Annotated in this window: 12 protein-coding genes; all 12 read left to right on the top strand. The window is 33.9% G+C overall.

From position 1 onward, the window contains the following. Window positions 1–188: 188 nt before the first annotated feature. Entirely contained in the window at window positions 189–1,235 is a 1,047-nt protein-coding gene (locus ABJF52_RS02465) for a c-type cytochrome (RefSeq protein WP_348145798.1), read from the top strand. A gap of 6 nt (window positions 1,236–1,241) precedes the next feature. Beyond that, a complete protein-coding gene (locus ABJF52_RS02460; protein WP_348145795.1) occupies window positions 1,242–1,922 on the top strand; it encodes a Tat (twin-arginine translocation) pathway signal sequence containing protein in 681 nt (226 codons plus the stop codon). Window positions 1,923–1,940: 18 nt separating this feature from the next. Further along, entirely contained in the window at window positions 1,941–2,354 is a 414-nt protein-coding gene (locus tag ABJF52_RS02455; protein WP_348145792.1) for a hypothetical protein, read from the top strand. A gap of 33 nt (window positions 2,355–2,387) precedes the next feature. Further along, window positions 2,388–3,197 (top strand): sulfite exporter TauE/SafE family protein, encoded by an 810-nt coding sequence (locus ABJF52_RS02450; protein WP_348145789.1) that lies wholly within the window; start codon window positions 2,388–2,390, stop codon window positions 3,195–3,197. Between the two features lie 279 nt (window positions 3,198–3,476). Further along, on the top strand, window positions 3,477–5,891 hold the full coding sequence (locus tag ABJF52_RS02445; RefSeq protein ID WP_348145786.1) for an outer membrane beta-barrel family protein: 2,415 nt from the start codon (window positions 3,477–3,479) through the stop codon (window positions 5,889–5,891). Between the two features lie 57 nt (window positions 5,892–5,948). Continuing rightward, the gene (locus tag ABJF52_RS02440) at window positions 5,949–7,001 is read left to right on the top strand and encodes an alpha/beta hydrolase-fold protein (protein WP_348145783.1); all 1,053 of its coding nucleotides are present in this window, start codon (window positions 5,949–5,951) and stop codon (window positions 6,999–7,001) included. A gap of 68 nt (window positions 7,002–7,069) precedes the next feature. After that, window positions 7,070–8,038 (top strand): alpha/beta hydrolase, encoded by a 969-nt coding sequence (locus ABJF52_RS02435; protein WP_348145780.1) that lies wholly within the window; start codon window positions 7,070–7,072, stop codon window positions 8,036–8,038. 164 nt (window positions 8,039–8,202) lie between these two features. Continuing rightward, window positions 8,203–9,021: an alpha/beta hydrolase gene (locus ABJF52_RS02430; protein ID WP_348145777.1), complete on the top strand. Its 819-nt coding sequence runs from the start codon at window positions 8,203–8,205 to the stop codon at window positions 9,019–9,021. 39 nt (window positions 9,022–9,060) lie between these two features. Continuing rightward, the gene (locus ABJF52_RS02425; RefSeq protein WP_348145774.1) at window positions 9,061–10,992 is read left to right on the top strand and encodes a helix-turn-helix domain-containing protein; all 1,932 of its coding nucleotides are present in this window, start codon (window positions 9,061–9,063) and stop codon (window positions 10,990–10,992) included. 181 nt (window positions 10,993–11,173) lie between these two features. Then, complete coding sequence (locus ABJF52_RS02420) at window positions 11,174–11,686, top strand: hypothetical protein (protein ID WP_348145772.1); 513 nt, start codon at window positions 11,174–11,176, stop codon at window positions 11,684–11,686. Between the two features lie 90 nt (window positions 11,687–11,776). Next, window positions 11,777–12,310: a dihydrofolate reductase family protein gene (locus tag ABJF52_RS02415; protein WP_348145769.1), complete on the top strand. Its 534-nt coding sequence runs from the start codon at window positions 11,777–11,779 to the stop codon at window positions 12,308–12,310. Window positions 12,311–12,399: 89 nt separating this feature from the next. Continuing rightward, window positions 12,400–13,320, top strand: a complete 921-nt coding sequence (gene queG, locus ABJF52_RS02410; protein ID WP_348145766.1) for a tRNA epoxyqueuosine(34) reductase QueG — start codon at window positions 12,400–12,402, stop codon at window positions 13,318–13,320. The last annotated feature ends 54 nt before the right edge of the window (window positions 13,321–13,374 follow it).

Here is a 13,374-nt window from a genome sequence, read left to right as displayed (position 1 = left end):
CAACATAATTTAAACCTTATGCACCATAATTTAATTGATTGTGCTAAAGTTTAACAGGCTTACAACGTGGTTGTTATGTGGTGTGTTCGCATTTTTAACATCTTTAATTCAAGAAACTGTTAGGTTATTATCTCTGTTATTGAAAGGACAATAAATGGTTGTTTTTTCTAAGAATTGAAATTGGAATTATGAGCGCTGTAGAGAAAAATAAGATTCATAAAGCTGGTAAAGTATTAGCAAGTAAGCTTATAGTGCTCCTTACAGGAATATTAGTGATATCGGCTTTTTTACTATGGAATTGCTTACATGCCAATTCAAAACAAATTGTAGAAGATCAGCCACTGGACCTTATTTATACCAGGAATTATGATGTTTCACAATTGAAAAATTCTAAAGAGAATGAGATAATAAAATATGGTTATGAAATTTTTCAAAATTCATCAAAACTTATTGGACCAAAATCAAAAAATGATGAGCATCGTTATGCTGGTAATAATCTGTCGTGTACCAATTGTCATTTAGGTTCAGGGACAAAACCCTTTGCGGCTCCATTAATTGGCATTATCCAGAGATTCCCCCAATATAGAGGCAGGGAAAATAAAATGGGAACTATTAAAGAACGAATAAATGGCTGTATGGAGCGCAGTATGAACGGTGATACAATACCAAAAAATGGGAAAGAAATGAATGCCCTAATCGCATATTTAAATTGGTTAAGTCGCTTCGCATCAAAAGATGGGAAAATTAAGGGGCAGGGCTTTGTTAAAATTAATGTGCCGAACCGAGCCGTGGATTTAGAGAAAGGCAAAGCTGTATTTACAGTGAATTGTGCTATTTGTCATCAGAAAAATGGACAAGGTAAATGGCATGAAGATAATAGCTCTTATGAATATCCACCATTATGGGGTAAAGATTCATATAACAATGGAGCAGGAATGACACGGGTAATTACCGCGGCACAATTTATAAAAGCAAATATGCCTTTTGGTACAACGTATAAAAATCCAGTTTTATCAGATGAAGAAGCCTATGATGTTGCAGGCTATATCAACCATCAACTTAGACCAGAAAAGGCTAATAAAGAAAGAGATTTTCCTGATTTAAAGAAAAAGCCAGTTTCAACGCCATATCCTCCGTTTATTGACACATTTTCAATTAAACAACATCAATTGGGGCCTTTCTTACCCATCATGGAATACTATAAAAATGAGCACAATATTGTTAAATCTAAATAGACTATTATGAAAACAAGGAGTAAAAATTCTAGAAGAAATTTTATGGGAGCAGTTTTAATGGGAGCTACTGCAAGCACCCTTTCGGTAATTACAAATCCTGTATTAGCTAGCACTACATCATTTGATGATGAAAAAATGGCAGCAGCAGACGATTGGTTTAAAAATATAAAAGGTAAACATAGAATAGTGTATGATGGTTCTACGCCTCATGACGGTTTTCCAATTATTTGGAACTGGGCTTTCTATTTAAGTAATAATGAAACAGGATCGGCCGATGATGATATTACTGCCATGACTGTTTTAAGACACAATGCAATTCCTTTTGCATTAAAAACTGAAGTTTGGAAAAAGTATAACCTTGGTGAAGTTTTTGGCGTAACAGATAACAGTACAAAAGCACCTTCTTTGCGTAACCTGTATTACGAGCCGCAAGAAGGAGATTTTCCCATGCCAGTTATTCAAGGAATAAAAGATATGCAAGATAGGGGTGCTATGTTTTGCGTATGCAACTTGGCAATTTCAGTCTATAGCGGGGCAGTCGCTCAAAAAATGGGATTAGACCCTAAAGCGGTATATCAAGAGTGGATAGATGCAGTGCAACCAGGTATTCATGTTGTTCCTTCCGGTGTATGGGCATTAGGAAGAGCACAAGAAAATGGCTGCGGTTACATTTTTGCAGGTAATTAATAACTAAAAATTATAGCGATGAAAAATCTAATAGTAGTAGGGTTAACTCTTTTAATTACAAACATTAGTTATGCACAAGAGAAACCAATAAAGGTTGTTTTTGATGTGACCAGTGGCAATACCGATGTACATAAATCGGCAGCTCGACATTTACGATTAATGTCTGAAAGTTATCCTGAATCAGAATTTGAAATGGTCATTTATAGTAGTGCCTATAGTATGGTAGATAATAATTCTTCTGCAGCAGGCGAAACACTTCGTAAGATTATAAATAATGATAATGTTTCGATCGTTGTTTGTGAAAATACCTTGAAAAGAAACAAAAAGGGAAAGGATGATTTAATTCCTGGGGTTACCACCGTACCCGATGGTATTTATGAGATTATAGCAAAGCAACAATTGGGTTGGGGGTATATAAAGGAAGGTAAATAAGAGCCTTTATTATAAATGTAATTTCTAAACAATATGGAAGCTATTCATATTTTGGGATATGTAGGGGCCCTAATGATTGGTCTAGTATTGGGGTTAATGGGGAGTGGTGGTTCAATAATGGCTGTTCCAATATTTACTTACTTATTCCAAATTAGTCCCATTACAACAACAGCATATTCGTTGTTTGTAGTGGGGGCTTCCGCATCGGTTGGGGCATTTAAGAACTTTAACAAGGGGCTAATCGATTTTAAAGTTGCCTTTATTTTTGCAGTGCCAGCTTTATTTGGAGTTTATGTGGCTCGAAAATTTTTGTTGCCCATTATTCCTGATGAGCTCTTTAATATTGGCAATTTTGTTTTCACTAAAAATATGGGAATAATGCTGCTTTTTTCTGCATTAATGTTGGCGGCAGCACTGTCAATGTTAAGCGAAAAGCAAAGTTTAAAAAGAAGTAATAATCAGTTATCATGCAATTTTATTGTATTGATTTTCGGAGCAACATTAATAGGAATACTTACAGGACTTGTTGGTATAGGAGGAGGATTTATAATTATTCCTGTTTTAGTGTTGTTTGTGAAATTGCCGATGAAAAATGCGGTAGCAACTTCACTTTTTATTATAGCTTTAAAATCATTAATCGGTTTTACAGGGGATGTTGGGTATCTGAAAATTAATTGGACATTCCTATTGTTGTTTACTATGATAGCTATTTTCGGGATATTTCTTGGAATATATCTGTCTTCATTTGTTAAAGGAACCAAACTAAAAAGAGGGTTTGGTTGGTTGGTGCTTTTAATGGCCATCGGAGTTTTTTTAAAAGAGGTTTTTGTTTGGTTTTTTTGAATTCATAATAGGATTAGTGCCAGTGATACATTAGTTCTAATGTTGAGTACATTTTTTATGTTGTTCATGTGTATTGTTGCTTAAATTATTGAAAATGAATTGTATGCATTGCTGTTGGTTGCAATCGAAAATCATAAGTGAAAGAGGTGTTGTCTATGTAAAATGGCTAATGAAATTAGAGTATTTATTCAAAAAGAGTAGTAGCCTAATTTTATTTATATCTGCTTTTTAAGCAAAGATTAATTGTGTTTGAATTCCATAGAAAAAAAATAGAAAGTTGTGAGTTCATATTTTAGAAACTATTTGTTTGTTATTGCAGTTTTTAGCTGTGGTTTTTCTTTTGGTCAAGAAAATAGTATTACCGGAAGTGTTTTTGATACTAATGGTGAAGCTTTGATATTTGCTAACGTTCTTTTACTTAGGCCTAATGATTCTACAATTGTAAAAGGTGTTATCACAAATGAAGGTGGAAACTTTTTAATGGATGATGTAGACCATGGAAATTATCTTTTAAAAATATCCCTTCTAGGTTTTCGAGATTTCATCAAAGAGTTATCAATGGGTACTGTTTCTATATCAATAGGGAAAATTGAGTTGTCTATTCAAAATGAAGAGTTAGATGGCGTTCAGGTTATGGGGCGAAAAGCGCTTTACCAACAAAAAAGTGATCGGTTAATATTAAATGTTGGAGCGCTAACTACTTTCAGTGGCAATAATGGCTTACAAGTTTTACAAAAAGCACCGGGCGTAATTGTAAAAGAAAATTCGAATAGTATTTCACTTAATAATAAGGGTGAAGTATTGATAATGATAAATAATCGAATTTCGCGAATACCTCAGGCAGCACTTATGCAACAACTTAAAGGTATGCGAGCTGAAAATATAGAACGGATTGAACTGATCCATCAGCCTTCTGCAAAATATGATTCTAATAATTCAGCGGGTATCATTCATATTGTTTTAAAAGAAAATACCATGAACGGTCTAAATGGTAATATGAGTCTAATGGCAGGAATTGGGCAAAAGGAAAAGTTCAATGGTAGTCTTGATTTGAACTATCGTAAAGGTAAATTGAATCTCTATGCCAATGCTACCGGGTTTAGCAGTAAATCTCCAATGTGGGAAGTCAATCATTTTAGGGAGTACGAATATCAAGGGGATCAATACTTTTATGGCAATCAACTAGTGTTTACCAACCCACGAGACCACTCATTAGGGTTAACATTGGGTGCAGACGTTGAAATAAATACAAAAAGCACTATCGGCGCCCTGTTTGGGTACACGAAAAGCAATATGTCTGGCTATGATTATACCAGTGTCTCTGAAGGAACAATCAACAATATTCAAAATACGAATTCACAATATTTGCTTGACATCGACAATCCGAATCGCAATACGTTTGTTAATCTTAACTATTATTCACATCTGAGCGATACTAAATCTATAAATATAGATGTGGATAGAGTGGCGCTTGACGTTCAAAATTTTTCAGGTCTTTCTTTTGTTAACCCACCCGAAGAATTAGATATGCTAGAGGCTGATCGTAATTCAAAATTTGAAATTTATACATTAAAGGGGGATTTTGAATGGGAAATGGAAAACGATTCCAAACTTGAAACAGGTCTTAAAGGTACTTTCAACAATTCGCGCAGTGCGTTGCAGAATCGCAATAGAATTGATGGTGCTTGGTCAGAAGATGAAACTTTTCGTAGAGATGATCAGATTAGCGAAACCATTTTAGCTGTTTACGGATCATATCAAAAAAAATGGAATGATCTATGGGAAAGCAGTGTTGGCGCACGCCTTGAAAATTATAAGTACGAACTTGATGACGTTGTAAATGGTAATGACTTTTCAACCGACTATACCAATCTTTTTCCGGTTGCCAGAACCACCTACTCCATCGATTCTATACAGACAATGACCCTTTCATATAATCGCCGTATTGAACGACCTGCCTTTTTTCATTTGGCCGCCTTCTACCTGTTAATTGATCCAAGCTTGTATGTGTCATCAAATACTAGACTCAGACCTGCCTTTGCAGATGCTGTACGGCTAGCTTATAATCAAGGCTCGTTTTTGGTCGCTATTGAAATCAACAGAACCAAAGGGGCAATTTCCTTTTACAATACCGTGGATAAGGAAATGGGGTTGCAAACCAGTACGCCAATCAATTTTGATCGTATGAACGGTTACTTGCTAACAACTAGTTTTCCCATTAAGTTGAGTAATTTTTGGAAAATGAACTGGAATCTTGATGGCGCTTATAAAAAGGTAAAAGATACCTCTAACCGCCCGTTGCCGTTTGAAAAAGGCCTGTTTACTGTTACTGCTCAACTCAATAATGTTTTTGAATTGGGCAACTCATGGACGGCCAATATCGATGGCAGATATATGAGTCCGTTTATTTCAGGTGACCAAATTCAGTTTCAATACCATTATATGAATTTTGGAATCAGTAAACGATTCAACAACGAAAGCACTCTAACTTTTAGTGTTCAAGATGCAACCGCAACAAGTGGTAAAGATGAATGGGAGTACCATCAACCAGAACTTAGTATTAAAACCTACGGCGACAACGATTTTTCAGAACGCGTATTTCAGTTAACCTACTCCTTTCCTTTTGGTAACCAAAAAATTAAGGAAAAAAGGAATAGAAAAACTGGCTCTCAAGAAGAGCGTGATAGGATGTGAATATTGTTACTTAAAAAATTAGCTCCCCGTAATATAACAACACATAAATTCTATAAAATGAAAAAGTTATTTTTAGGAGTATTATTCATTGCAACTTTCAATTTTGGATTAAGTCAAGAATCAAAAGGAAAGGTAGTGTTTAGTCAATTATATTCTGCGGCATTGGAAAATCCTGGAGGAGAAGACCCTACCCGTAAATTAACTATTTATCTTCCTCCAGGCTATGAGAATAGAAACAAAAATTATCCTGTACTTTATTATTTGAATGGTTTTACTGGAACCGGCGAACGTGCTATAGCATATCACCATTTTGATAAGCTAATGGATAAAGCGATAGCTACGGGTAAGATTAAACCTGTCATAGTCGTGATGTCTAATCAATACACCCTATTTAGAGGTAGTTTGTATACCAATTCATCACTCACTGGAAATTGGTCAGATTTTACTGCAAAAGATGTGGTGACTTTTATCGATGAAAATTATAGAACTATAAAGGATGCTAAAAGTAGAGGTATTGTTGGTTATTCAATGGGCGGGTATGGAGCAATTAAAATTGGAATGTTACATCCAGAGGTTTTTAGTTTAGTGTATTCTATGTCAGGAGCTTTTGATTTAGTAAAAGAAATGGGTGCTAAAGGGCAAGCTTTCAAGCGCATCCAAGAAATCTCTACAAGAGAAGAATTAGTTGATGCTTACAATGAATTTGTGCCCAACTTCTTTGTCGCGGTAGGACGTGCTTTTTCTCCAAATCCTAACAAACCGCCTTTTTTTGCTAATCTACCTTATTCATATGAAGCAGATAGTCTAATCATTGATTATGATACCAAGGATTTGTGGAACAAGCATATGTTGCATGTAATGGCCGACGAATACATAGAGAACCTTAAAAAGTTAAAGGCCATAAAAATAGATTGGGGTCGAAACGATGAATTCGATTTTGTTATAATGGGCTGCAAAACCTTTAGTCAAAAATTGGAAAATTTAGGTATTGAACATTTAGCCGAGGAGTATATTGGTACACACGGAAATAAAATTTGGACTGAAGATGGGCGGGTGTTAAATGATATGCTTCCTTTTTTTGATACCTATCTCACATTTAAAAAAGAGTAAAAGTGAAGTTACTCTAATTCTGAGTGAATATAATAATTCCAATCACAATTAAGTAAACATGATAAGTTATGATGATACAGAAATGTAAATTCGGAGGATTGAAAAAATCGTTGCTAATGGGTTTTGTGGCATTCTTTATTTGTCTTAATTCGTGTAAAGAGAAGCATAATCAAAAGAAGAATGAAGAACCTGTTGGAACTGGTACAGAATTAAAGTCTGTAGTAATAAATGATTACAAATTTAATTATCTAGATATTGGAAAAGGAGAGCCAGTGGTTTTTGTACACGGCAGTATTGGGGATTATAGAGCTTGGCAAGACCAAGTTGATACGTTCGCAAGCAAGTATCGAGTTATTGCATATAGTAGGCGTTACGCATGGCCAAACGCCCAACCATTGTCAGATACTCTTGACTATTCTGCTGGGCAGCATGCAAAAGATCTTGCTCAACTTTTAAAAACGTTAGATTTAGATCCGGCGCATCTTGTTGGTCATTCTTGGGGTGGGTATACTGTTTTGATAACAGCGATTGATAATCCAGAACTAGTTAAAAGCATGGTGCTTGGCGAACCTGCAGCGCAACCATTGATTATGGGTTCAAAAGAAGGCGATTCGTTGATTTCGGATTTTAATAATACAGTTGTTCGACCTGCCGCAAAATACTTTGCTCAACAACAAAAGGATTCAGCCGTAGCCAGTTTTGTGGCCGGGGTAATGGGTAGTGCAGATTTCTATGGTGCCGTTCCAGAAAAATTTAGAAAACGATGGTTGCAAAATACCACGGAATCTGAAGGTGGTTTCATTACAAGGAATAGTATGACGCCTATTTCAACCACTGAGGTCAAACAATTAAGAATTCCCACTTTATTGGTGAGTGGTGAAAATTCACCAAGATTATTTGGTAAAATAATAGACACTTTAGATGCGCTATTGCCTATTAATGAAATTAAGATTTTACCAAAAGCATCACATGGGTTACAGGGTGAAAATCCAATAGAATTTAATTCAATGGTATTGGACTTTCTAGATAGAAAATAATTTAAGATTACTGAAATACAAGCTTTAAAACGACACATGTTGAAAAATAAAAAGTTAAAGAAAAAGGAAGGCGAGAAATTGGCTCTCAAAAGTAGCGTAATCGCATGTAATTAATTGAAGTATAAAACCTTTAGTAAGAAGTAAGTAATTATAAATCAAGTGTTATGAAAAGATTAGTCATTCTAGTAATATCAATTTTTTTATTTCAGGAGCTACTAGCTCAAGAAGGTAATTATGCAGAGGTAAATGGCGTGAAATTGTATTATGAAATTCAGGGAGAAGGAGAGCCATTAGTATTACTGCATGGAAATACGATGACAATCGATATGTGGAAACCCTGGCTTGATGATTTATCAAAATCTAATAAAGTTATAACTGTTGATTTAAGGGGTCATGGTAAATCTACGAATCCAACAGACATAATTTCCCACAGAGAACATGCCTTAGATATTTATGGTTTACTCGAAGAATTAGAAATTGAAAAATTCAGCGCTATGGGTTTTAGTTCAGGGGGTATGACCTTAATTAATATGGCTACCATGCAGACCAATCGAATTCAATCACTAGTTTTAATAGGAGCCGCACCATACTTTACAGAAGAAACAAGGGAATATATGCAAAAACTTACCTATGAATATGTGACGGTAAATAATAAGGATTGGATGGAATATATGAGAAATTTTCAACCTGGTGGTGAAAAACAAATTAGGCGGCTCTTGAAAGTCTATACTGATGGTGCAAGTAACTATAATGATATGAATTTTACGCCACCTTATTTATCCACAATAAGTTGTTCTACTTTGATAATTAATGGTGATCAAGATATAATCTGCCCTATGGAGATTCCAATGGTTTTACATGAGTCAATTCCTAATTCTAATTTATGGATCATTCCAAAGTTCGGTCATTCTATACCCCAATTTGGAACAGAATTAGGTGATTTATTTCTTAGTACAATTACCAATTTCATGGCTGGTGGATGAGATAAATGTAAACTCAATATTTTAATAAAACAATTCTAAATGGGCAAGGAGTTATCAATGGAAGAGTCATTTATGAATAAATTAGATGACATTATTAAGAATAATCTGGAGAATGAAAATTTCGGAGTTAACGAATTAGCTGTTAAGTTTGGAGTTAGTCGTTCACAACTGCATAGAAAATTGAATGCCATTAAAGGAAAATCTACTAGTCAATATATTCGTGAATTTAGACTAAATAGAGCGATGGATATGTTGAAAGATAATGTGGCAAACGTTTCTGAAATCGCTTACCGAGTCGGTTTTAGTAGTTCAACTTATTTTAATACTTGCTTTAAGGATTACTATGGATATCCACCCGGTGAGGTAAAGCACAAAAATGAAAACCCTTTAATCTCAATTGATAGTACTTTAGAAGTAAAGAAAAGTAATGGGAGAATATATGAGTTTCCTACGAGAAAGGTTGGACTATTTGTAATCGCTTTTATAGGGTTATTATTTATTGGTTTTAATGCTGTAAAAAGCGAATCGAAAACTGAAAGTAATTCCGTTTCCGCAATTAAAAATACTAGATCAAGTTCGATAGCCATTCTTCCGTTTAAAAATTTAAGTGCTGATAAAGAAAGCGAGTACTTTGCTACTGGAGTCGCACAGTCCATTCAAAATCATTTAAATGAATTATCAGGGCTTAAAATAATTTCAGAAACAAGCGCGGCAAAATATATTGAAACTACCAAAACTAGTCCTGAAATAGCTGCAGAACTCAATGTTTCGCATTTGCTTGAAGCCAGTGTGCAAGAATATGATGATAAAGTAAGAGTAATAGTAAAGTTGATAGATGCAAGTAAGGATCAACAAATATGGTCGGACATATATGATCGTGAAATGGTTGATATTTTTAGTATTCAGTCAGATATTTCAAAGCAGATTGCTAGAGAATTAGAAATCGTTCTTTCTCCAACTCAAATTAAACAGATAGATAAAAAACCAACACATAATATTGAGGCTTATAATTTATACCAAAAAGGGAAACATTTTTTTAATGTTAAAAACCATTCGCATGCAACAAGTCATTTGAGTACAAGTTATTTTAAACAGGCCATAGAGAAAGATCCTAATTTTGCCTTAGCCTATGCTGCCCTTGCCAACACCTATCTATTTTCAGATGAGAATCTATTTTTAAATAATACACTGGAATATGTTACAAATTTGGCACTTAAGGCCATTGAGTTAGATAGTTCTATATCAGAAGCTCATGTTGTTTTAGGGGTTTTGGAATGTCAGTATAAATGGGATTGGAATAAAGCTGAAAAAGAATTTGAAAGGGCTATTAAACTCAATCCAAATAACTCTAATGCGTATATTTATTATTCTCAATTTTTATATAGTGTAAAGGGAGATTTTAATTACGCGAGAAAAATACTAAATAAAGGATTACTATTGGATCCACTTTCCTATGTGGCAAATTTAAAAAGTGCTCAATTTTATTTGTTCGATGATAATTTTGATAAAACTTTTGAAGAAACAGCGAAACTAAAAGAAATAAACGAGCATAATATGTTCGCTTATTGGATAGAATTTAAAGCATATGAAGCCTTAGGAGCAAAAAATAAGGCGATTGCTGAATTGGAAACATATTTTAGAAAAGTGCCTTCTGAAAATATTTCTTTTGATGAATTAATGAGTTTTTACCAATTAAAAGGTTTAAACGGAGTATATGAATTTTTCTTCCAAAATAATATTAAGACTTTTCGTGAACTTTCAAATTTTAACGACTTTACGCTGATTGCAGATGCTCAAAGTTATGGCAGTATTGGTGATACCAAAAATGCATTGAAATATTTAGAAACGGCATTGGATAATCATTGCAGCTATTTATATGAAATTAAATATAATCCGTTTTTAAAGGACCTTCATGCGGAGCCCCGATTTTTAGCAATATTGGAAGAAATGAATTTAGAAGGCTATAATTGAATTTTTAATTTATTCAATGTTTTATTGGTGTGACACCTTTTTTTGCAACATAATTTAAACACATTAAATCTTGTTTTAATCATTTCAAAAAAAACTTTGAATTAACCGCAACATAGCTGTTTAGTGTCATCTATATTTTTAAAGAAACTTTGTTTTGTAGTAATCTTTAAAACATGTAGTCATGAGAAAATTAATAGTAAGTATTGTATTTTTAGGTATTGTCAACTCAATTCATTCACAAAATTCGAGTTGGGAAAATATTGAGATTAAATGTGAGAATGTCAATTTATCTCCTGTAAATGAGAATTATTTAAATAAGGTAAAAGTAGGTGAGATTGCATCGAGGGTGATTAGTTTGCAGAATACTGTTGCACAATTTAATCCATTGGAATCTAGCTTATATAAAAGCAAGAAATGTTACATAACATTTAAGAGGGAGAAAGGGAAAATTGTCGCCAATTTCGATAGGAATGGAAAGCTCTTAAATTCATATGAACGATTCGAAAATGTCATTTTTCCGAAGTCAGTGCAAAAAGCAATTTATAAAGAATACCCGGGTTGGTATATGTTAAATAACATATACATAATAGATTATACACATAACAAAGAAGTGAAAAAAATGTATAAGGTTAGGATTGGGAATGGCTTAAGTAAAAAGAATATAAAGTTAGATGAAGTAGGAAATTATTTATAGTTAGATAAAATGGTAATATCAGCAATAACTAGTTTAATTTTATTACTTTGAAGAAGGGGAAATAGATCATCAAACCAAAATGTACTCGTTATGAAAAATATTGTCTACTACGTAGCTACTTCGATCGATGGTTTTATTTCTGGACCTAATGAAGATATCAGTGGTTTTACCGCTGCTGGTGATGGCGTGAACAAATATCTTGAAGATTTAAAAGATTTTGACACCATAATCATGGGTCGTAAAACCTATGAGTTTGGTTATAAATATGGTTTGGTTCCAGGACAGCCCGCTTATCCACACATGCAACATTATATTTTTTCATTTGGGTTGCAATTTGAAAACCAAAGCGAACAAGTACAAGTTTGCAAGTTAGATGACAATATCATTAAAGACCTAAGGGAAAAGTCCAAGACTGATATTTATATGTGTGGGGGAGGAAAGTTTGCAGGTTGGCTGTTAGAAAATGAACAGATTGATATTGTAAAAATAAAATTGAATCCACTTATTTTGGGTGATGGTATTCGGTTGTTTGGTTCATCAAATAAGCAATATCAATTAAAGTTAGTTGAAAGTGAGTCCTTTGATGATGGCCTCTCAATTAATACGTATCAAATAATATATTAAGTGATTGTTTTGTGAACAAAATAGGATTGATTTTACAAGTACATATCTTAGTTGCTTGTGCTCTGTGATATTGTCTTATTTTTATACTCGTGAAGTCTAAATTAAAATCTGCTATATTAATTAAAGCCGAAGCCAAGCGTCTTGGTTTTTTATCTTGTGGTATTTCAAAAGCTGAATTCTTAGAAGAAGAAGCACCGCGTTTAGAGAGCTGGTTAAACAAAAATATGAATGGCGAAATGGGTTATATGCAAAACCATTTCGACAAACGATTAGATCCTACTAAACTTGTAGACGATGCAAAGTCTGTTATTTCACTAATTCTTAATTACTATCCACAAGAGGAACAAGTTGAAAACACGTTTAAGATATCCAAATATGCTTATGGGCATGATTATCATCATGTAATAAAATCAAAATTAAAGGAACTCCAAGAATTTATTTCGAATGAAATTGGTGAGGTTGGGGGTCGCGCATTTGTAGATTCTGCGCCGGTATTAGATAAAGCTTGGGCTGCAAAAAGCGGACTAGGTTGGATTGGCAAGCACAGTAATTTGTTAACGCAACAAGTAGGTTCTTTTTATTTTATTGCAGAATTAATTGTTGATTTAGAATTGGCTTATGATACTCCCGTCACAGATCATTGTGGTACCTGTACTGCATGTATAGATGCTTGCCCTACTGAAGCCATTGTTGAACCTTACGTCGTTGATGGTAGTAAGTGTATTTCTTACTTTACAATTGAATTAAAAAATGAGATTCCCACTTCGGTACAGGGGCAATTTGATGATTGGATTTTTGGTTGTGATGTATGTCAGGATGTATGCCCATGGAATCGTTTTTCAAAACCACATCAAGAGCCACTCTTTAATCCCCATCCAGAGTTATTATCCATGACAAAAAAAGATTGGGAAGAAATTACGGAAGAAGTTTTTAAAAAAGTATTTCAAAAATCTGCCGTAAAAAGAACAAAATTTTCAGGGCTAAAACGGAACATTAGTTTCTTAAAATAGGCTTAATTTTTCTGCATTCGAAATTCAAAAATGAATACTTTTTAGGTCTAATTA

The sequence above is a fragment of the Aurantibacter sp. genome (assembly GCF_039941195.1).
Taxonomy (GTDB): domain Bacteria; phylum Bacteroidota; class Bacteroidia; order Flavobacteriales; family Flavobacteriaceae; genus Aurantibacter_A.
This window is presented reverse-complemented; position numbering and strand designations above follow the sequence as displayed.